The sequence below is a fragment of the Neolewinella aurantiaca genome, assembly GCF_008014675.1.
In the GTDB taxonomy this organism is placed as follows: domain Bacteria; phylum Bacteroidota; class Bacteroidia; order Chitinophagales; family Saprospiraceae; genus Neolewinella; species Neolewinella aurantiaca.
This window is the reverse complement of record NZ_VOXD01000001.1, coordinates 293,820-314,765: the sequence shown is the minus strand read 5'-3', so window position 1 is coordinate 314,765 and position 20,946 is coordinate 293,820. Positions and strand designations below refer to the sequence as shown.

The following is a 20,946-nucleotide window of genomic DNA, read 5'->3' as shown; positions in this document are numbered from 1 at the left end:
TGTCTTTGAGTGCCCATCAAGACCGGAAGGCTCGAAGGGGTTTGTAGTAGAAGCCAAGCGGTGGGTAGTCGAAAGAAGCTTCGCCTGGATGAATTTCTATCGCAGAATCACCAAGGACCTGGAACGAACGATAGAAAATTCGGCTTCATTCATTTTGATGGCCAACATTCAGATGGTTCTATCGTCAATACAGAGAAATCTTGACTCGAATTTTTAGACACGCTCTTAACGAATACTTGCGTTCATAGACGAATAACATCTCCGTCTCCCTACCTTTTAAGGCCGGAGGAGCCACCCCAAAACCCTCTTTGCACCTGCGTCCCCGCCCCTGAAAGTCGGGCCGGTAAATAGTCGAAAAATTACGCAGCTGCCTTTTCCGTTTTAACACCCCATCATTAGACTGCCTGACTACTTGCGGGTTTACCTATATTTGCCCCTCGCAATCCAAGCCATATGACCGCAAAATCTGAACCAATCACCCAACGCTGGACCCTCGACGCTCTCCGTGAGCTGCACGCCAGCCCATTGATGGACCTCGTCTTCCGTGCCGCAGGCGTACACCGCCAGCACCACGACCCTAATGAAGTACAGATGGCCAGCCTGCTGAGCATCAAAACCGGTGGATGCCCCGAAGACTGTGGCTACTGCCCCCAGGCTGCACGTTACCATACTGACATCGAGGAAAATGCCCTCATGACTGTAGAGCAAGTAAAAACCGCCGCCACCCGTGCCAAAGGCCTTGGCTCCAGCCGTCTTTGTATGGGCGCTGCATGGCGCAATGTGAAAGACGACGCCGAATTTGAACAGGTGCTCGACCTTGTACGTACGGTCAACGGCCTCGACATGGAAGTCTGTGCCACCCTGGGTATGCTGACCCCCAATCAAGCCGAACGCCTGGCCGCTGCCGGTCTTTACGCCTACAACCATAACCTGGACAGTTCCGAAGAATACTACAAGGAAGTGATTTCCACCCGTGGCTACGAAGACCGCATCGAAACGATCGGCAACGCGCGGAAGGCCGGCCTCACGGTTTGCTCCGGGGGCATCATCGGCATGGGAGAAAGTATCGACGATCGCCTGAAGATGCTCATGACCCTCGCCAGCCTCTCGCCACAACCGGAATCTGTCCCGATCAACGCCCTCGTTGCAGTGGAGGGGACACCGCTGGAAGAGCAAAAACCAGTCGACATTTTCGAGATGGTCCGCATGATCGCCGTCACCCGCATCATGATGCCCACCACTACAGTTCGCCTGAGTGCGGGCCGCACCAGCATGACCCCCGAAGGACAAGCGCTTTGCTTCCTGGCCGGAGCAGGCTCTATCTTTGCCGGCGACAAACTGCTCACCACTCCTAACCCCGAAGCCTTCGAAGACCTCGAAATGTTCGACTCTCTGGGGCTGAAACCTGCAACTGCATACGCCAAAGGCTGCAAACCCGAAGTGAAAGCCGACCCGGGCGCTCCCGGAGAGAAAACCCGCATCAAGTGGAGCCGGCCCGGGCACAAGATTGAGCGTAACGAAGCCAAGAGAAAGTAGACTTTCATAATTCAGCAGGATTGATACCAGAGAAAAAGGAACTAATTCTTTACTTATCAGTTCTCTGGTTTTCAACAGACCCCAAAACAAATCCCCCCGGATTATTTAAACCCACAAATTTATGTCTACCCACTCCCGTACAATGGCCGCTGGCAATTGGAAAATGAATACTACCCCCTCCGAAGGCCAGGCACTGGCCGAAGGAATAATTACTGCTGCCGGCCCCCCGGCAACTAAGGTAGTATTCGGTGTACCCGCTATCCAGCTGATGCAGATCAAGGAAATTACAGCAAAGCACGAAGGTTACTACGTAGCGGCTCAGAATATGCACCACGAAGATAAAGGTGCTTACACCGGTGAACTCAGCGCAGCAATGCTCGCTGATGCCGGTATAGACTATGTGATTCTTGGCCACTCAGAACGCCGTGATTACTTCGGTGAAGACGATCACCTGATCAATACTAAAATCAATAAGGCCCTTGCAGCAGGTATACTTCCCATTTACTGCTGTGGTGAGAAGCTCGACATCCGGGAGGCCGGGAGCCACGAGATGATCGTTGGCAAGCAGATCGAGCAGGCACTTTTCAGCCTCGCACCGGAGCAGATGGAGCAGGTCGTTATCGCTTACGAACCCGTATGGGCCATCGGGACCGGTGTTACCGCAAGCCCCCAACAGGCGCAGGATATGCACCAATTCATCCGCACTCAGATTGCCAACCAATTCGGCCAGTCGGTCGCCGATGGTACCACCATTCTTTACGGCGGTTCCGTTAAACCCGCTAACGCGGAGGAGCTCTTCAGCATGCCGGACGTCGACGGCGGTCTCGTTGGTGGCGCCAGCCTCAGCGCTGAGAACTTCGTGCCTATCATTAAGGCGTTGTAAAATGACGGGATGGGCTCAGTTTCGAACAACTGAGCCCACCATTACGGTTTATCAGGAAAAATCTGATTCATGAAATCCAGCAACTTCCTGAAAGGTGCACTCTGCGGCTTCGCAGCCGGCGTGGCAGCTACCATCGCAAAAACAGTATGGGAAGAATATTTCCCCGTACGCGACGAAGAAACCTCAACTCCGCCGGTCAAACTCGCTGAGCGAATCAGTGGTAAAGACTTCTCAGGTAAAGATGCAGAAAGTACATCACTAGCTATTCACGGATCGTTTGGTGTTGGCACCGGCATCATTTACGGTGCGGCAGCAGAAGTAGCTCCGGTTGTAACCTCAGGCCTTGGACTTCCTTTTGGCCTTGCGTTCTACGGAGGTACGCATGGCTCGGTAGTCCCACTATTAGACCTGGAACCCTGGCCAACCCAGACAAAACGCGAGTACGCAGTAAACGAGTTTGTCGGACATCTTGTCTACGCCGCAACCCTCGAAATCGTCCGCCGCGGAATGCGGCAGTATGTATTGAACGATCATGATTTCATTGGTCATGAAATGACAGAGGATGATTTTTATGCTGTAGAATAGGGACCTGTTCCCGAAAATGCTCCGGAGCATTGAGAAAACAATAACTCAGGAGCGCACCAACCAAATTGTCGCTTATACCTGAAACGAAGTGGTTTAGGGCAAACAGCGCGAAGCTGCCAAGGAAAGTAAAACTTCCTGACCTTACGCCCTACCCTTCAATATGGAAACTGATGGTGAACGTCCGGCTAAGTACTTTCTCCAGTGCGGTACTTTCCGGCAGGTTCGGGTTGAATAGCAATGTATTACCTATGCCCTGGCTGACCTTGAATTCCGGAGAGAAAATGAAGTAGTCGAAGAAGAACTGAATTCCGGCTCCGTATTCTATATGAAAATCATGCGGACTGATCCTCAGCAGATTCCCGTCCGCCTGTTTGGCGCGGCTTTCGCTGGCAACATCAAAACTGTACTTCACCCCCCCAATGAGGAACAAGCGCTTATCCCTGTAGGGTGCAGATTTGTACCGGAACAGGAAAGGCATCTCGACGAATACCGACTGAACAGACTTTTCGATTTCGCGGATGGTGTTTGCGTTCTGGGTATAGTTCAACTTTCGCTCGGCGAAACTGAACCCGGGGGTAAACCGAAAATCGAAGTACTGACCGATTTTCAGGTTCGCGATCATGTTGAGGTTGAAGCCCGGTCCATTGAGGCTCTTCACCCCGATGATGGAATCTGAGTAGATGAACTCCTCGCTTCGGTAAGGCGTGTACCGGCTGGAGTTGAAACCAAGCGTCAGGCCGAAATAGAATGGCTTGTTCTGGAAGTCGTAAAAATTATAGTTGTTGCCGCCGGTGAACTGGGCCGAGGCTACCGCAGGTAAGAGAGAAAGACAAAGAAAGAGCCCCAGCACCCTTGCGGTGAAGGACAATCTCTTACTAATCTTACCAGGGTAAGTGAATTCCGGCCTACGATTTTTTACTTCACGGCGGTGTAGATGGAGGCTATTCCGAAAGTTAACGCTTTGCATTCAGTTTGTTTGTAGCCTACTTCATCGAGAATGCTCGTGAAGGTCTTACCGCTGGGAAAGGCCTGTACGCTCTCGAACAGGTAGGCATAAGCTCTGGGATCTTTGGACTGTAAACGACCAATCAGCGGCATAATTTTACCGAAGTAGAAATTAAACCCCCAACGAATCGGCGCAAAGGTAATCCGACTGAACTCCAGAATCACTAATTTCCCTCCCGGCCGGAGGACGCGGCGCATTTCTGACAAGCCTTTTTCGAGGTTTTCGAAGTTGCGCACGCCGAAGGAAACCGTTACGGCATCAAATGAATCGTCAGCATAGGGCAGGTTCTCACTGTCGCCCTGTACCAGGGTGATGCGTTCGTCCAGGCCGGCAGCAGTTACTTTTTTGCGGCCGTAGCTGAGCATCCCCTCGCTAAGGTCGAGGCCCGTCACGTGGTCTACGTTGGCCCGCTTAACGGTTTGGATGGCCACGTCTGCCGTCCCGGTAGCAACGTCAAGTATTTTCTTGTGTACCGAAGCATCAAGCTGGCGAATCATCTTTGCCCGCCAGAGCGTATCCACCCCGAGGGAGGTGCCGCGGTTCAGGAGATCATAAGTTGGGGCAATGCTGTCAAACATTTCGCCTACTTCGGCTTTCTTGGAACTGGCGTGGCCGTATGGCTTTACGGTATCGTGATCGTGCGTCATACCCTAAGGAACCAGCGGCACCACAGAAGGTTTCAGAAAAAAGTGAAAGCTTATCGACTAATTCTTCCCCTCCTGCGGAGAAGCACGCCAAAGAGCCTGAAATTAACGACTGATGAGTTCCATTCTTTCATCCCCGGAAATCCGATTTGCTGCTTTTCGGACATAGATTGTTTTAGCGGACACTTCCCTTGCCAGCGAGGAATTCTAAGAATTCCTCCTCTTCGTACCCTTCTATTACCTCCTCTACGATGCCGGACTCGTCCACAGTTATAAAGGTCGGATAGCTGTAAACGCCGAACTTTGCGGAAAAATCATAATCGGTGGCGGCTAATTTGAAGGGCCAGGGTTTGTTCAGGTGGTAGTTGGCAATCTGTTCAGCGGTATTCATTGGGTTCACGTACAGGGCAACATAGTCGTCTGAAAATTGAAAACCGGATTTCGCCAAATCCTTGCGCGCCAACTCACAGCCACCACAGCCGATGAAGGAGAAGACGAAAACCGCCTTTTTCCCCTCAAGTGTCTTTTCGGAGTAGGTATTGCCATCCACATCTGTGAGGTCAAACTCAGGTAGGTGATCGCCCACCTTTATCAATTCATTTTCTCTTTGTTGTTCCAGGTCGGCATAAGCGATGGTTTGGAAGCCTTCCGGATAGGCATAGGTAAGGTCATCAACCTCGTTGTATGCGAAGTTCGAGAAAATACGTTGAATGTGCTGTACCGGTTTCCCATCACGGGTGGACATCTGCTCACGCATTACGACTTGAGAAGAAAGCGAATCGATGTGCAGGCGGGCAAAAAAATAATGGTGCCCGTACTCATCTACGGTGTCTGTCATTACTTTATCATAGTACACGATATTCTCCTCGGCTCCGGCACGTGACCAGGCTGTGTCTTTCACCAGCATCATAGGCGTCAGCATGCTGTAATAGTTACCTTCATAAGCTAAGTCCTCGATGGCCTCTTCAGGAGAAAAGGTGATGATTCGGCCCTTTTGCAACTCGACTTTTCTCAGTTGTCCGTTGAGATTGACACTTGTAACATTCTCGCCCTCATAGATAAAATCGTAGGGAAAATCTGCCTGATCAGTGCGTAGAAAAATGCCCTTGCGGATGGGGTCCACAAGCGTGTCGTTCAGGTAGGTATTATTCCATACCTGGCTCATCTCAAAGGAGACCGATGTCGCCAGTTCCAGCTTTTGGCGGGCAGCTACCAGTGGGTCCATAGCAGGGTCCTGACCACAGGAAAACATGAAAAAAAGAAGACAGAAAAGAGGTAAAATGCGCTTCATGGTTGCGTTGAGTTTGTTAACAGGGTGAGGGTTGATAAAATCCAGGTTTCCGGAGGGGTTTTAGGGCCGTAAAAATAGGTAAACGGCGGGAAAATTTGTACCTTCGCGAACAGTCCTGAACGGACTTGCAGAGCGTGTTTTACGGGCGCTGACGCAGGTGCAAAAAAGGTTGAAGAGCATGGTAGTCTCCGCCAGTTTAACGCTGGCTCTTTCTACCCTGGCTTTCAACGATCCCTGTACCAGCGGCCGCGCCAAAATACTGCAAAAGATTTAGATACCAGATAAAAAAATATGCCAGATAAACAGCGAATCATCCCGGTCAACATTGAAGACCAGATGAAATCGGCTTACATCGACTATTCGATGTCGGTGATCGTGAGCCGGGCTCTGCCCGATGTACGCGACGGACTGAAACCAGTGCACCGCCGCGTACTTTTCGGTATGGAACAGCTCGGACTGAGCTTCCGCAACAGCCACAAAAAATCGGCCCGTATTGTTGGTGAGGTGCTTGGTAAATACCACCCTCACGGAGACACTTCTGTTTACGACACCATGGTGCGGATGGCCCAGGACTGGAGCCTCCGCTACCCTCTTGTAGACGGGCAGGGTAACTTCGGCTCCATGGATGGCGACTCTCCCGCTGCAATGCGATATACCGAGGCCCGGATGCGTCGCATCAGCGAAAGCATCCTTGGTGATCTCGATAAAGACACCGTAGACCATCAGCTCAACTTCGACGACACGCTGAAGGAACCTACTGTTCTACCTACAAAAATACCGAACCTCCTCGTGAACGGTGCCTCTGGTATCGCTGTAGGTATGGCAACCAACATGATGCCCCACAACCTCAATGAGGTGGTCGATGGAATCATTGCGACTGTTGACAATCCGGAAATCACCATCGACGAACTCATGGAGTTCGTTAAAGCCCCCGACTTTCCAACCGGTGGTATCATCTACGGTATCGAAGGAGTAAAAGAAGCTTTCCGTACCGGCCGTGGCCGCGTAGTACTGCGCGCACGTACCGAGATCGTTGTTGATTCCGATGACCGCGAGACGATCGTGATTACCGAGATCCCTTATCAGGTAAACAAATCTGTCCTCGTCCAGAAAATTGCCGAACTGGCGAACGAAGGCAAAGTAGAAGGAATCCGTAACGTAGCCGATCTTTCGGACCGTGACGGACTGCGGGTTGAGGTAGAAGTGAAGCGCGACGCGATGGCCTCTATCGTTCTCAGCTACCTCTTTAAGTACACGCCGCTCCAGAGCAGCTACGGTGTCAACAACGTCTGCCTCGTCAACGGTCGCCCGATGACACTGAACCTCAAAGAGCAGATGGAAGAGTTCATCCTCTTCCGCATCGAAGTCATCCAACGCCGGACCCAGTTCGAGCTCAACAAAGCCCTTGCCCGGGCCCACATCCTGATCGGTCTGCTGATCGCACTGGATTATCTGGACGAAGTGATCGCCCTGATCCGCGCCAGCGCCAACCCGGAAGAAGCGAAGCAGGGACTGATGAAAGGCGATTTCATCGACGACAAAAAAGCCTTCTGGGCCAAGTTCCGTGATCTCGTCGAAGAAGTTCAAACCGGAGAATTCATCGTTGAAGGAGACAATGTACTCTCGGAGTGGCAAGCTAAGGCCATCCTCGATATGCGCCTCCAGAAACTGACCGGTCTTGAAATCGATAAGATCCGCGAAGAATACGCTGAGATCAAAGGCATCATTGATGACCTTAAGGACATCCTGGCCAGCGAAGCACGCCAACGCACCATCGTAAAAGAAGAACTAACGGAAGTAAAAACCCGCTTCGGAGACGAGCGCCGTTCGGAAATCAGCTTCGACACTTCGGAGATTTCGATCACCGATATGATCCCCGATGAGGACGTTGTGGTCACCATCTCTAAACTCGGTTACATCAAGCGTACGCCCGTTGCCGAATACCGCTCGCAAAGCAGAGGTGGCCGCGGCAGCCGCGGCTCCAAAACACGGGACAAGGATTTCCTTGAGCACATGTTTATCGCCAGTAACCACAACTACCTGATGCTCTTCACCGAGCAGGGACGTTGCTTCTGGTTGCGCATCTACGAGATCCCCGAAGCCGGCAAACAATCTGCAGGTCGCGTCATCCAGAACATCCTCGCGATGCCGAAAGACGACAACGTGAAGGCTTACATCAGCGTTGCAGACCTCACGGACGAGGAGTTCCTGAACTCTCATTCCATCATTTTTGCCACCAAACGTGGCCAGGTCAAGAAAACCAGCCTGGAGGCGTACAGCCGTCCGCGGACCAATGGAATCAACGCCATCACCATCAACGAAGGTGATCAGTTGCTGGAAGTTAAGCTTACCAACGGCAGCAGTGCGGTCTTCCTGGCAACCAAGAAAGGCCAGGCGATCCACTTCGAGGAAGCTAAAGTCCGGAACATGGGCCGCAATGCGGCAGGTGTACGGGGTATCTCGCTCGACGGCCCCGACGACGAAGTCGTAGGCATGGTCACGCTGGATCACGAACAGGATGCGGACAAGACCATCCTCGTGGTGAGCTCCCAGGGAATGGGTAAGCGAACCGACTGGAAAGAATACCGCGTTACAAACCGGGGTGGTAAAGGTGTAAAAACCATGAACATCACCGATAAAACCGGTGAGCTGGTAACCATCAAGGGAGTCACAGAAGACAATGACCTGATGATCACCAACCGCTCGGGTATTCTCATCCGGACCAAAATGGCTGACCTGCGGGTAATGGGCCGTTCTACTCAGGGTGTTAAGCTCATCCGCCTCGAAAAAGGAGACTCTATTGCTGACGTCGCCGTGGTTCCTGCAGGGGAAGACGACGAGGAAGAATAGACCAGGCTCTCTTCAGCAGCGGTGACCCGCTGCCGACACAACGTAATGCCCGCCCAGCCGAACAAAATGGTGGGGCGGGCATTTTAAGTAGAGGAGGCTCAATTTGCACTGCCTCTCCGGAATCTTTCTTTTTTAAGCTTCCATTAACGACATTTGCGCCCGCGCTTAACGTTTTCATGTTGTTCCCTTTGGGATAGGAAACGTCATACAGGGCGTCAACAATTACGAAAAACCAACAAACAACCAACCATGCGTAAATTATTCTTCAGCATGCTCGTTCTCTTTTTGTCCGTTACATCAGTAATGGCTCAAACTGCAGAGGAGGCACTCAAAAGCGCTAAAAAAGCGTTCGATTCTTATACTCTCAACCAGGATGCCACTAAGCTCACCGAAGCTGTTGACATGATCAACAAAGTAATGGCAGACGGCTCTATGAAGTCCAACTCCAAGGCATTGGTTGAAGCCGGTGACATCTACTCCGGCGCGGTTAACTCTTACGTACTGGCCCGCTCTACCGGTCTCGGAGAAGTAACCAACCTTGTTGAAAGCCCCGCTGTAAAAGCAGCCGAAGCTTACATGATGGCGTTTAAAAACGCTGACCCGAAGAAAGGTAAGAAAGATAAAAAGGCAGCCCTCAAAGGACTCGCTGCACTTCAGGCTAACCTTTCCAACGAAGGCATCTACGCCATCAAAGACCAGGACTACAAAGCATCTCTGGACGCTTTCCAGACCAGCGTGATGGTTCACGAATTCCTCGGTGCAAACGGAGGAGAATCCAGCCTTGACGACACTAAAGTGATGGATGAGAAGTACTACGGTGGCCTTTCTGCCATCCTGATGGAAGACTTCGAGACTGCCGAGCCACTGTTCGTAAGCCTCTACGAAGCCAAGTACGACGACGCTTCTGTTTACGATGGCCTCTACAAGGTCTACGACGCCAAGGGTGACAAAGAGAACGCCTTCAAGGTTCTTCAGGAAGGCCGTGCTGCTTTCCCTGACGAAAGCTCGCTCCTCTTTACTGAGATCAACTACTACCTCGCTGAAAAGCAACTGGACGTGCTCACTGCTAAACTTGACGAAGCGATTGCAAGAGAACCTGACAACATCAGCCTCTACGCTACCCTCGGCCAGGTGTACGAGCAGCTCTACAACAGCAACAAAGAGGAAGGCAACACTGAAGCTGCCGATGAGTACTTCATGAAGGCTCAGAGCAAGTACGAAGAAGGTCTTACCAAAGACCCCGAAGCTGCCCGCCTGATCTACAGCCTCGGTGCTATGATCTACAACCGCGGTGCAAGCATGTCTCAGCAGCTCGTTGAGCTCGACAGCGACTTCAGCAAAGAAGGCCAGAAAAAGTACGCAGAACTGAAAGAAAAAGTAGACGCTGAGTTCAACAAAGCGCTTCCTTACTTCCAGAAAGCAGAAATGGCTGACCCAAGCGACTTGAACACCCTTATCGCCCTTAAGGAAATGTACGCCCGTAACAGCGAGTACGAAATTTCCGGCGAGTTCAAGACACGGATCGAGACCATCCAGGCCGGTGGAACAGTTGAGAAGTCTTACTTCAAGGAGAAAGGCATGTAAGAGATTCCCACCGGAACTCTTATTTCCAAAGCAGAATGGGCTGGTTGCTGTGCAACCAGCCCATTTTATTTAATGGCGGTCCGGCCGGCTTTTATGGCTTTACACCCACTCGACAATCTGGCTTGCGCCCGATGACAATATACCTTGTTGTTGAAACCGCAGCTAAAGAAAACGAAGACCTCACGGTCCTGCCTGGTCAAACTTTCCGGAGGCAATCACAGCCATTTCCTTTTGCTCAACTGACCTGATTTGTGGGCGCGGTCGCAGGTGCAAGGGCAGTTTTTTGAGCAAACAATGGCCCGTAGCTTCGCACAGTTACTGTGTTACGAAAAGAAGTTTACAGTCTGAAAGAAGACCTTATATTCACACCATGAAAAGTAGTATGAAAACCCTTTTACTCCTCGCGCTGGCGATTGGAGCGTTGAATTGTTTTGCCCAGGACCCTGCTGTTTACAACGATGACCCGATGCAGCAGCGGGCGCTTGGTCAGCCGGAGTCGGAATACTTCCTGCGTGAGCCAACCGGACTTGAAAATCCCGACAACACGGGTGTATTCCCGCCCAACTGGTGGACCAACATGGAGGAGCCCGCGCTCGAAATAATGGTTCACGAAAAAGATATAGCTGCGTATACCAGCGTTGCGGTACAGCAACCAGGTGTTTCGGTAGAGTATGTAAGCAGAGAGGCCAACCCGAACTATCTGTTCATAGGTCTTCGGATCAGTCCCGGCACAAAACCATGCTCCTTAAAACTGGAGCTTGCATCCCGCGGCCGCGCCCCAAAAACCATAACTTATGAGTTACTGCCCCACCCCCGTAAGGACTGGGTAGACCGGGATCAACTGGGGCCCCAGGACATGATTTACCTTGTCATGCCCGACCGGTTTGCCAACGGCGATCCTTCTAATGATGTCGTTGCCGGCACGCATGACACCTTGCTGAACCGTCAGAAATTTTTCTTCCGGCACGGTGGCGATCTGCAGGGGATCATCAATAAACTGGACTACCTGCATAAGCTCGGAGTCACGGCTCTCTGGCTCAATCCTGTCCTGGAAAACAACCAGGCCTACGCCAGTTATCACGGTTACGCCGTTACTGATCACTACAGCATCGATCCCCGCCTGGGCGACAACGAAAAGTACAAAGAGCTGGTCGCTAAAGCCCACGAAAAAGGCATCAAGGTAATTATGGATGTAATCTTCAACCACGTTGGTGACCAGCACTACCTCATGCGGGACCTCCCCGGAACAGATTGGATTCACCAGTGGCCGGAATATACCAAAACAACTTATCGGGCCCCTACACTCCTCGATCCCAACGCAAGCGAATACGACCGCAAGCTGATGACCGACGGCTGGTTCGACAAGCACATGCCGGACCTCAACCAGCAGAATAAACACGTGGCCAACTACCTTATTCAGAACAGCATCTGGTGGACCCTGTGGTCGAATCAGGACGCCTACCGGATCGATACCTACGCCTACGCAGACGGAGACTTCGCCGCAGAATGGAACCGTCGGTTACTTCAGGAAATTCCGCACCTGGGTATCTACGGAGAAACCTGGATGAACGGGATAGGAATTCAGGCCTGGTTTGCGGGCGGCCGGAAGCTGCACGAAGCATTCGACACCAACCTGCCGGGTGTCACAGATTTCCAGCTCTACCACGCAATCCACGAAGCACTGGGGCGCGACCCCGGCTGGGCAGAAGGCGTAAACAGGTTGTACTATACGCTCGCCCAGGATTACCTGTATGAAGACCCGTCCAGAAACGTAATCTTTCTCGATAACCACGACGTTGCCCGCGTTTTCACCTCGCTGGGCGAAGACGTAACCAAGATGAAAAGTGCCTTCGCGCTGCTGTTGACAATGCGCGGCATACCGATGCTCTACTACGGCGCGGAGGTGGGCCTTACCGGAGCCGGCGGATCATTCGGCGAAGGCGGCCGTGTCGATTTCCCCGGCGGATGGCCGGGGGACAAAACCGACCTTTTCACCTCCGACGGGCGTAATGCTACGCAGGCTGCTCTGCATGAATTCGTTTCGTCGCTGGCAACTTACCGTCGTGCCAGCAAAGCGCTTTCCACCGGAAAGCTCACCCAGTTCGTGCCCAGAGACGGAGTATACGTGTACTTCCGCCACCAGGGAGACGAAACGGTGATGGTGGTTTTTAACGGGAACAACGAAGCTGTTTCGCTCGACGATCTCTCCCCTTACCAAGAGATGGTTGGCGGCTACAAAACCGGCCTTGACCTCACCAGAGGCAAGGAATCGGTTTCACTGCAAAAGATAGGTCTGGCGGGCAAGGAAGCCCGCGTGCTGTTGTTGCAATAATTGGTTGAGAATCGTTACTGTACCTTGAAGGTATAAGTGATTCTTCCGCACTGCGAAGGTGGAGCGGTAGCATCGGAAGAGAACTTCCAGGTCTTAGCATTGTCGACGGCTGCCTTCACCAGTGTGGGGTCAGCGGTAGTACTGCCCGACTGGGTAAACTTGGCGGTAGTAACCTTTCCATCCGCTCCTACACATACCTCAACGATAACCGTACCCGACTTTTGGGAGCTTTCCCTCACGGCAGGGCTGGAAACCAGCCCACGACCACCAAGTCCACCGGAAACACGGCCGGAGCCGGCAACGATTCCGCTTCCGTCGTTCACACCGTCGGGGCGTCCCTGGGTACCGGGTTTACCGGTATCGCCCGAGCCGCTGCCGCTGCCGGAGAGCCCTCCGGAGAGTTGGTCTCGCAGTGCCTGCGCGCGCGCTTCGCGGGCCTGGCGCTCGGCCTCCGCCTTAGCATTGGCTTCGCGGATAGCCTGTTCCCGGGCTTCCTGTTCACGGCGCTCTTTGGCTGCCTGATCGCGGGCCGCCTGAGCTGCGGCCTCCTCACGGCGGCGAACTTCCTCTTCCTGGCGCTTACGGGCTTCTTCCTGAGCCTTCTGCTTACGAATAGCGATATCCTGAGCCGTTTCTTCCTGAATTACATCACGCTGCTCCACTACCGGCTTAGGCGTAGAAGATGGTTTAGGAGGTTCAGGCACAGGTTCAGGTTTGACCTCCGGCGCGGGCGGCGGCGGTTCTACGGGCTGAGGCTCGGTTACCGGCTCCGAAGGAGACGATGGCCCGGCGGGATTGTCTCCCGATCCCTGATCATCGAAAGCAAGCAACACCGCGATACCTGGCTGGCCCGGAGGTGGGTTGAGCTTAAAGAAAATGGGGATCAGCAGTACGATCACGAATAAGATAAAACCGATGCCTGCGGCTACCTTTCCGTTGCGGTCGCCGTTCTGTTCGGCTTCAGATTGAACTTGGATTTCCATAATACTTAATTTTCAGTTTCTGGTGTGTTGATGTAAAACTAACGGAGAATGCATAATAGTATGCTCAGCTAACATCACAGAGGGGCAATATATGGCGATTTTCACGGTATCTTAACGTTACTTCGCCGAAGCCTCCCACCAAAGCCACCAGATCAGTAAGAACTGCAGCAGCAAGCGAATAGTTGCCACCCAATGCGGCCCGATCGCTGGCCTGGGCTTCAGGAGGTCCCAGATGTGGAGTGGCAAAAAGACGACCATCAGCGCGCAGGCTGCGTAGAGCCCGTAGGTTTTCCAGGAAGGAACCAGCAGTGCAATACCGATGATTACCTCCGCGATGCCGCCAGCGACGTTGGCCAACTCCCGCGGAAACCACCTGGGCATCATCGGGTTGTAAAAAGCAGGGTTTACGAAGTGGTACACTCCCGCAGCTATAAGCAGCACTCCAAAGGCAATGACTAGAAACGGCATTAGTTCTTTTTTTTGTGAGCAGCGGAGTGTTGCAGCCGGCAGGTCACCCTTAGCTCGACGGTGAAGTTGTCGAAGCGGGTATCCAGGTTCTCGGTGATATCCAGCCCGGGGAAGTAAAGAGTATTGAGTGAGACCGCAGTTTTGTCTCCGTTCCAGCCGATAGCCAGATAGCCCCGCAAACGTGGACTTATCCTCAGGTTATCCGTTTTTCGTTTGCCGCTTACGTTATCGGTATTGATGAAGCGAAATTCCGGCCCGACGATCGCAAAGGGCGTTATGAACACCCGCTTGCCGAGGATGAAAGTGTGGGCGTAGCCCACCCCAAGCCCAATCTTGGTTTGGGCAAGACGCGTAAGCCATTCCTCTTCGCCGTTTTCAAGCGGGACCAACAATCCGTCCGAAGTCAGTAGCCGGCGATCGAAGAGCGCTCCGCCAAGAAATGAGCCGTAACTCTTTAGTTGGCGGTCTCTTTGCTTGAAGCTTGAGCGCAGGCTGAAGCGTTTGTGGTTGAAAACGTGAAAGCCATACAGCGTAGCCGAAAAGAGATCGACGTCTTCTCTGAAGGTTCGCTCTCCGTCCGGAGCAATCGAACTGAAGCCCTTCGTGCTTCTGAAGCTGCCGGAAAGCAGGTGCTGTCGCAGAAAGAGCGTCAGCCCCAGACCGAGGTTTTTGCCTTTTTCCTCGTTCGCGCCTGCCGACAGGTCGGCAACAGGAATCGAGAACGTGTAACTGGCAAACTTGTACCGTCCGCCGATCCTGAAGGCCAGCACCTCGTTCTCTAATTTTAGTTCCTCCCCCGAAGAAGTGACGAACTCCAGCGAACGATCCCGGTAACGAAACCCTGTGTTGATCCGGGCCTGGTTACTGAAGTGCTCGATGAAGCTGGAATCCCGCTGAGCGAAAAGCTGAGTGCTCCCGAAAAAGTAAACCAAAACAAAAATGAACAGAAAACGCATGCAAAAAATTCAAGATCCATGAATCAAAAAAAAGGGCCAGAAACCAGCATTTGCTGGTTTTATCGGTGTGTTCTGATCCCTTCCGGTCACCTTAACGTGCTTTACCCCCCAAATAGTCCAGCGCTACGTTAGTATAAATTTCCACGCCTAGTTTTAGTCCCCGGTCATCTACCCGGAAGTTCGGAGTATGATGCCCGGGGGCATCTGCCCGGTTCATTTCGGGATCCATACCACCGAGGAAGATAAAGAGGCTGGGCACCTTCTCGGCGTAGAAACTGAAGTCTTCCGCTCCGGTGATCGGCCGGATCAGGTGGACATTGTCTTCTCCCGCCGTAGCGACCACGGTCGGCATGAGGCGGCGGGTGATTTCGGGATCGTTGAAAGTGATGAGGGTTCCGTCCTGGATTTCTACTTCAGCGCTCGCTCCGCTCGCCTCGGCGATGCTGGTTGCCGTTTTGTGAATACGTTCGAACACATCTTTCTTCATTGCCCGGTCGAGGGTACGAATGGTACCGATGAGGGTTACCTCATCGGGGATGATATTATTCCGGACTCCACCTTCGATCTTACCTACCGAGATCACCACGGGCTCTTTGGTCAGGTCCATCTGGCGGGAAACGATGGTTTGCAGGCCGATGATGATCTGAGCGGCAGCTACAACGGGATCCACGCTGGCCCAGGGAGCCGAACCGTGCGCCTGCTTACCCTTCACCACTATTTTGAACGGGTTACTGGCCGCCATCGCGCCGCCGGGCTTGTAATTTACGTGCCCTACCGGAGTCTGGGAATTGATGTGGATACCAAAGGCGGTTTCTACGTTGTAGTCGGACAAAACACCTTCCTCCACCATCATTCTGGCTCCCCCTCCTTCTTCCTTCGGAGCGCCCTCTTCAGCTGGCTGAAAAATAAAGATGACGGTACCTTCAATCTCCGCTTTTCGTTTGCTGAGCAGTTCGGCGGCTCCCATCAGCATTGCTACGTGGGTATCGTGGCCACATGCGTGCATCACCCCTACGTCTTTACCCAGGTAGGTCGTCTTCACTTTACTGGCGTACGGCAGGTCAACGATTTCCGTTACCGGCAATGCGTCCATATCAGCACGCAACGCGATAACGCCGCCCGGCTTGTCTCCCTTCAGGATACCCACCACGCCGGTGTAAGCAATGCCGGTTTTCACCTCCAGGCCAAGGCCACGGAGATGTTTCTCGACGTACCTGGCGGTCTCGAACTCGCGGTTGCTCAGTTCGGGGTTCTCATGGAGGTGATGCCGCCACCCGATCACCTTAGACTCGATCTCGGCCGCGGCCCGTGCGGTTTTAGCGTCGGGCTGCGCCTGGGCAAACAAAGTGGCAGAAAGCAGACAGAATACAAGAAGAAGGTTACGCATAGTAGTTGATTTAGAACGAGCGAATATACGGATATTGAATTTATAGATTACCAAATACGTTGCACCGCATGAATAACAGAACAGAGCATCTGGGTTCGCACGCCGCTCCCCCCGGTACCTTTTGCCGAAAGAGAAGAGCAGACTCAGGAGAGCAAAAGGTTTTTGAAAGCTTCCCCGGCACCTGCGTCCGCGCATAAAAAAAGCGGGTCAGTACCATTTCTGGCACTGACCCGCTATTATCGGGTTCGGGAGGTTCTTACTTGAACATCATCAGGCTTTCGTCGCGCTTAGCAACTTTCTTTTTCTTACCCTTGGTACGCTCAGCGAGCTTAACGGCAGTATAAGCGTTGGCAAGACCACCGGTAGCAGACAGTTCAGCGAAGCTGACCTTTTCGTCGGAGCCAGGCTTAACGACGTCAAGGTTAACGGGCAGCGCAGACTCGAGAATGATCTCTTTTACCTGCTTGGCTTTCAGATCGGGGAAGTAGCTGCGCAGCATTGCGGCAATACCAGCCACCATGGGTGCGGCCATCGAAGTACCACTGATGGCGCTGTAGTTATCGTCCGGGAAAGTCGCGTAGATGCGGTGACCGGGAGCGAATACGTCTACCATTTTCTTGTTGTAGTTAGAGAAAGGAGCGGCCAGCGTTTCGCCGTAATCCGAGCTGGAGGCACCAACAGTGATCCAGGTTTTGCTTGTTTTCTTCTTACCCTCGTAAGTATCGTTAGGGAAGTTATTGGTCAGGGTAAGCATCTTACCGTCGTTACCTGCGGCGTGTACGAGGAGAACATCGTTTTTCTCGGCGTACTTCATCGCAGCATCCACCGCTTTCTTGTAAGGGCTTGCACCTTTACCGAAGCTCATATTGATCACAGATGCACCGTTGTCTACGGCATAACGGATCGCGTTTGCAACGTCTTTGTCACGTTCGTCTCCGTTAGGAACCGCACGCACAGACATGATGCGCACATTGGGGCCGGCTACACCGTCGACACCGATACCGTTGCCACGAACGGCAGCGATGATACCGGATACGTGAGTTCCGTGCATTGCATCAGGACCTTCTACGTCGTTGTTTCCGTAGTTCCGATCGTCGAGGTCTCCGGGGTTATCGCCTACGATATCGCGGGCGTCGAAATCAGGGTTGTAGTTGTAGTTGTAAGACTGATCGAGGTAGTCAGCGTAGCCCTTGATCTGTCCGTAGGTGTCAGAGAAGGTTGCTCCCTGAGCGGAAGCGCGCGCGGCCATGCCCTGAACGATACCGGTGAAGGCATCTTTCGTTTTGAGGGCTTCAACGTCTTCCCAGGTTACTTCCATGGGCTTTTTGCCGATATTCATTGCAACCTTATCCATTGCTTCCTTGATCGGCATGATTTGCATTACCGTTGGTTCGAGGTCAGCACGTTCGGCTTCGATCTTCTCCTTGTATTCGATGTACGTGTCGTACTCGACTTTCTCCTTTTTGCTCAGGCCCTCGCGGTTGCGGTTGTTGTACTTACTCTTCAGGGTGTTGTAAACCCGTACGATTTCCAGGTTCTCCTTGTCGATGTTACGTCCGTCTTTTCCGCCGATGAAGTTCCAGCCGTGGATGTCGTCCACGTAGCCATTGTTATCATCATCGATGCCGTTGCCGGCAATCTCACCTGGGTTGGTCCAGATGATGTCTTTGAGGTCTTCGTGCTCAATGTCGACTCCGGAGTCGATAACCGCCACTACGACGGTCTGTCCGGTTTTACCTTCGAGGTACTTGAGGGCCTTATTGGCACTCACACCTGGGTAAGAGTTGTCGGTACGGTCCAGGTCCCACCAATCATTGGGGGCATCCTGTGCAAAGGTGATGGCCGTGCTGAGCAGGAGGGCCAGGGTGAATAGTTTTTTCATATTTGGTTGCTAATTTGCTGCAAAGAAAGCAATGTTTTTTCTGAAAGGTCTACTAACACTGACTTTCTCGCATGATCTTGTCTAAGGAACGACCTAAAATCGTTTCTTTCTCGTTAACGATCTGTTCTTACCTGTGGTTCTTAATGTAGGCTTAAAGTTTGGGCGCGGCACGCAGGTGCCAGGAAGGTTGGATGAGCAAAGACGCTACGAGCACATAAAGCCAGACCCGGATGTCTTCCGGTAGAGTGATATTACTCTTAAAACGGTAAGCCGACCACGTCTACGTTTCCTCCGGTCAGGATGATGCCCACATTTTTGCCTGCAAACAACTCCGGATAACGCAGCACCGCAGCAAATGGCACCGCGCAGCTTGGTTCAACGATAATCTTCATTCGTTCCCAGATGAGGCGCATTGCGGCCACAATTTCGTCTTCATCGACGATCAGAATCCGGGGAACGCGCTTATAAATAATGTCAAAGGTCTTTTCACCCAGGTTAGTCCGCAGGCCATCGGCGACGGTCTCATTGGTTTCGTTTATCTGAACCGACCCCTGCACCAGCGATCGCGCCGCATCATCTACATTGTGTGGCTCTGCTCCCCAGGCCTCTGCCTGGACGCTGAAGTAGCGGGAGGCCAGCGCAGTTCCGGCCATCAGCCCACCGCCCCCAACGGGGGCGAGGATAAGGTCGAGCACGATCCCCGGTGTATCCTCGATCAGTTCCATCGCCGCCGTTGCCTGCCCGGCAATGACGCCGTAATCATCGAACGGATGAATAAACGCAGCCCCGGTTTTTTCAACCACTTTATCCAATGCCTCCTGACGGTCTTTGGGCGTGTTTACGCAGTAGCTGATCTGAGCACCGTAACCTTCCACCGCAGCGATCTTGACCTTCGGCGCATCGTGGGGCATCACGATGTAGGCCGGCACCCCAAGTTTTTTTGCCGCCATGGCTACTGCCTGTGCGTGGTTCCCACTGCTGTGCGTAGCTAAACCACGTTCCCGCTCGGCGGCAGAAAGCCGCAGCGCCGCAGAAGCAGCCCCTCTCATTTTGAAGGCTCCTATTTTCTGAAAATTCTCACACTTGAACAGCAGTTTGCACCCACTCATCCGGTCGAGGCTGGCGTTGGTCATCACCGGCGTCCGGTGTATGAACGGCTGAATTGCTTCGTGGGTAAGCAGCAGATCGGCCTGATTTGGTGGCTGACTTAATGGGTTGAGTTCTATCATGGAGCGTAAGTAAGTGTGATCGACGATCAGCCTGACGGGACTGATAGATTAAAGGTCGTAAAATTATAGCTTCCACCGGTAAGCTAGCGCACAAAGCCGTGGCCCCGCAACCAGTTCAACATTTCTTCAATCCATCCACGAACCGGCAGATCCGTTTGGAATGCACTCCCGAATCCGTGCCCGCCCTGCGCATAGATGTGCAATTCGGCGGGCACTCCGGCCCGCTGCAACGCCGAGTAATACCGCAGCGAATTTTCTACCGGGACCGCTTTATCGTCACCGGCGTGCACAAGAAAGGTAGGCGGAACCAGCGCGTGCACCTGCCCCGGCAGGTTGTAGTGCTCCAGCAGGTCGGGATCCCACGGTTTGGGGCCTAGCAGATTATTGATCGAGCCCCGGTGAGCTGCTTCAGAATCCTCCATGATCGTAACGGGATAAACGGGAATGCTCAGGTTGGGACGGCTCGAAAAAGCCCTGGCAGCAGGGTAAGCTATGCTGTCGGGCTCAAGTGTATGAATCGCCGCCGAAGCCGCAAGGTGACCTCCGGCAGAAAAACCCAAAACCGCTACCTTTTCCCGATCCACCCCCAAAGAGTCAGCCAGTAACCGGATGATTTGTATTCCCCGCTGTGCATCGTCGAGGGCAACGTGGCTCCGGCATTCAGGACGTTCATTTTTAGGAAGACGGTGCCTGAGTATAAACACGTGCAACCCCTCCACCGACAGGTGCCGGGCGATATCGTGCCCCTCGTGCCCCCAGGCCATGATGGAATATCCCCCGCCGGGTATGACCATAACTGCTCCTCCGGTAGCAATTTGAGGCACCGGTGAGTAGTGCTCCAGCAGCGGTGCGTGGACGCTGGTGATGAAGCGCCCCATGTGCTCTTCCATATGTTCCTCTTCGGTCAATTCGTTGGCACAGGGAATGCCTTCCGGATACAAAGGGATGATGGATTGCGCCCCAACAGCTACGCTGAGCCAAAGGAAGGTTACCAGTGCAAAGTATTTCATAGCGCTAAATATAGACCTAAGTCATCGTTCCGAACATTTTTCAAAAAAGCTAACTTTTAGAAGAAAAACCAAATAAAATGATCAGGAAAGGAACCGAAGTAAAATGGAAATGGGGCAACGGCCACGCAAGTGGCAAAGTAAACGAGACCTATACCGGGTCTGTCACCAAAACAATCAAAGGATCGGAAGTGACCCGCAACGGGTCAGACGAAGATAAAGCGCTCTACATCGAACAGGAAGACGGCGGTAAAGTCCTGAAGCTGGAAAGCGAGGTTGAACGGGCTGATGGATAAAAACTTACAGCCTCAACTAAAACAAAA

At 52.8% G+C, this 20,946-nt stretch carries 17 protein-coding genes and 1 pseudogene; 8 read left to right on the top strand and 10 right to left on the bottom strand.

Annotation, left to right across the window (positions count from 1 at the left end; all coding sequences use genetic code 11):
• The 4 genes and pseudogenes from FUA23_RS23020 to FUA23_RS01195 all read left to right on the top strand — a co-directional run.
• A pseudogene (locus FUA23_RS23020) lies at window positions 1-131 on the top strand (IS5 family transposase); the annotation flags it as partial.
• 322 nt (window positions 132-453) lie between these two features.
• Window positions 454-1,536, top strand: a complete 1,083-nt coding sequence (gene bioB / locus FUA23_RS01205) for a biotin synthase BioB (RefSeq protein WP_147928873.1) — start codon at window positions 454-456, stop codon at window positions 1,534-1,536.
• Window positions 1,537-1,657: 121 nt separating this feature from the next.
• Complete coding sequence (tpiA, locus tag FUA23_RS01200; protein ID WP_246143970.1) at window positions 1,658-2,419, top strand: triose-phosphate isomerase; 762 nt, start codon at window positions 1,658-1,660, stop codon at window positions 2,417-2,419.
• Between the two features lie 69 nt (window positions 2,420-2,488).
• Window positions 2,489-3,004 (top strand): DUF1440 domain-containing protein, encoded by a 516-nt coding sequence (locus tag FUA23_RS01195; RefSeq protein WP_147928872.1) that lies wholly within the window; start codon window positions 2,489-2,491, stop codon window positions 3,002-3,004.
• A gap of 148 nt (window positions 3,005-3,152) precedes the next feature.
• Here the strand turns inward: FUA23_RS01195 and porT are convergent, their stop codons facing one another.
• From porT to FUA23_RS01180, 3 genes are all read right to left on the bottom strand, one after another.
• Window positions 3,153-3,872, bottom strand: a complete 720-nt coding sequence (porT, locus tag FUA23_RS01190) for a type IX secretion/gliding motility protein PorT/SprT (protein ID WP_246143969.1) — start codon at window positions 3,870-3,872, stop codon at window positions 3,153-3,155.
• A gap of 47 nt (window positions 3,873-3,919) precedes the next feature.
• Window positions 3,920-4,657, bottom strand: coding sequence for a bifunctional demethylmenaquinone methyltransferase/2-methoxy-6-polyprenyl-1,4-benzoquinol methylase UbiE (ubiE, locus tag FUA23_RS01185; RefSeq protein ID WP_147928870.1), 738 nt, complete (start codon window positions 4,655-4,657; stop codon window positions 3,920-3,922).
• A gap of 172 nt (window positions 4,658-4,829) precedes the next feature.
• Window positions 4,830-5,945, bottom strand: a complete 1,116-nt coding sequence (locus tag FUA23_RS01180) for a TlpA family protein disulfide reductase (protein ID WP_147928869.1) — start codon at window positions 5,943-5,945, stop codon at window positions 4,830-4,832.
• Window positions 5,946-6,236: 291 nt separating this feature from the next.
• Here FUA23_RS01180 and gyrA point away from each other — a divergent pair, with 291 nt between their 5' ends.
• The 3 genes from gyrA to FUA23_RS01165 all read left to right on the top strand — a co-directional run bounded on the left by gyrA (window position 6,237) and on the right by FUA23_RS01165 (window position 12,711).
• Window positions 6,237-8,795, top strand: a complete 2,559-nt coding sequence (gene gyrA / locus FUA23_RS01175; protein WP_147928868.1) for a DNA gyrase subunit A — start codon at window positions 6,237-6,239, stop codon at window positions 8,793-8,795.
• 249 nt (window positions 8,796-9,044) lie between these two features.
• The gene (locus tag FUA23_RS01170) at window positions 9,045-10,379 is read left to right on the top strand and encodes a hypothetical protein (RefSeq protein ID WP_147928867.1); all 1,335 of its coding nucleotides are present in this window, start codon (window positions 9,045-9,047) and stop codon (window positions 10,377-10,379) included.
• Window positions 10,380-10,761: 382 nt separating this feature from the next.
• The gene (locus FUA23_RS01165; protein WP_147928866.1) at window positions 10,762-12,711 is read left to right on the top strand and encodes a glycoside hydrolase family 13 protein; all 1,950 of its coding nucleotides are present in this window, start codon (window positions 10,762-10,764) and stop codon (window positions 12,709-12,711) included.
• Window positions 12,712-12,725: 14 nt separating this feature from the next.
• Here FUA23_RS01165 and FUA23_RS01160 read toward each other — a convergent pair whose 3' ends face one another.
• The 7 genes from FUA23_RS01160 to FUA23_RS01130 all read right to left on the bottom strand — a co-directional run bounded on the left by FUA23_RS01160 (window position 12,726) and on the right by FUA23_RS01130 (window position 20,626).
• Complete coding sequence (locus FUA23_RS01160) at window positions 12,726-13,694, bottom strand: TonB family protein (RefSeq protein WP_147928865.1); 969 nt, start codon at window positions 13,692-13,694, stop codon at window positions 12,726-12,728.
• Window positions 13,695-13,811: 117 nt separating this feature from the next.
• Window positions 13,812-14,162 (bottom strand): DoxX family protein, encoded by a 351-nt coding sequence (locus FUA23_RS01155; RefSeq protein WP_147928864.1) that lies wholly within the window; start codon window positions 14,160-14,162, stop codon window positions 13,812-13,814.
• The gene (locus FUA23_RS01150; protein ID WP_147928863.1) at window positions 14,162-15,118 is read right to left on the bottom strand and encodes a DUF4421 family protein; all 957 of its coding nucleotides are present in this window, start codon (window positions 15,116-15,118) and stop codon (window positions 14,162-14,164) included. The genes FUA23_RS01155 and FUA23_RS01150 overlap by 1 nt, the downstream gene beginning before the upstream one ends.
• 91 nt (window positions 15,119-15,209) lie before the next feature.
• The gene (locus tag FUA23_RS01145; protein WP_147928862.1) at window positions 15,210-16,505 is read right to left on the bottom strand and encodes an amidohydrolase; all 1,296 of its coding nucleotides are present in this window, start codon (window positions 16,503-16,505) and stop codon (window positions 15,210-15,212) included.
• A 256-nt stretch (window positions 16,506-16,761) separates the two neighbouring features.
• The gene (locus FUA23_RS01140) at window positions 16,762-18,387 is read right to left on the bottom strand and encodes a S8 family peptidase (protein WP_147928861.1); all 1,626 of its coding nucleotides are present in this window, start codon (window positions 18,385-18,387) and stop codon (window positions 16,762-16,764) included.
• A gap of 257 nt (window positions 18,388-18,644) precedes the next feature.
• A complete protein-coding gene (locus tag FUA23_RS01135; protein WP_147928860.1) occupies window positions 18,645-19,616 on the bottom strand; it encodes a threonine/serine dehydratase in 972 nt (323 codons plus the stop codon).
• 83 nt (window positions 19,617-19,699) lie between these two features.
• On the bottom strand, window positions 19,700-20,626 hold the full coding sequence (locus FUA23_RS01130) for an alpha/beta hydrolase (protein WP_147928859.1): 927 nt from the start codon (window positions 20,624-20,626) through the stop codon (window positions 19,700-19,702).
• Window positions 20,627-20,703: 77 nt separating this feature from the next.
• On the opposite strand from FUA23_RS01130, the gene FUA23_RS01125 reads away from it, so the two are divergent.
• Window positions 20,704-20,919: a hypervirulence associated TUDOR domain-containing protein gene (locus FUA23_RS01125; RefSeq protein WP_147928858.1), complete on the top strand. Its 216-nt coding sequence runs from the start codon at window positions 20,704-20,706 to the stop codon at window positions 20,917-20,919.
• The last annotated feature ends 27 nt before the right edge of the window (window positions 20,920-20,946 follow it).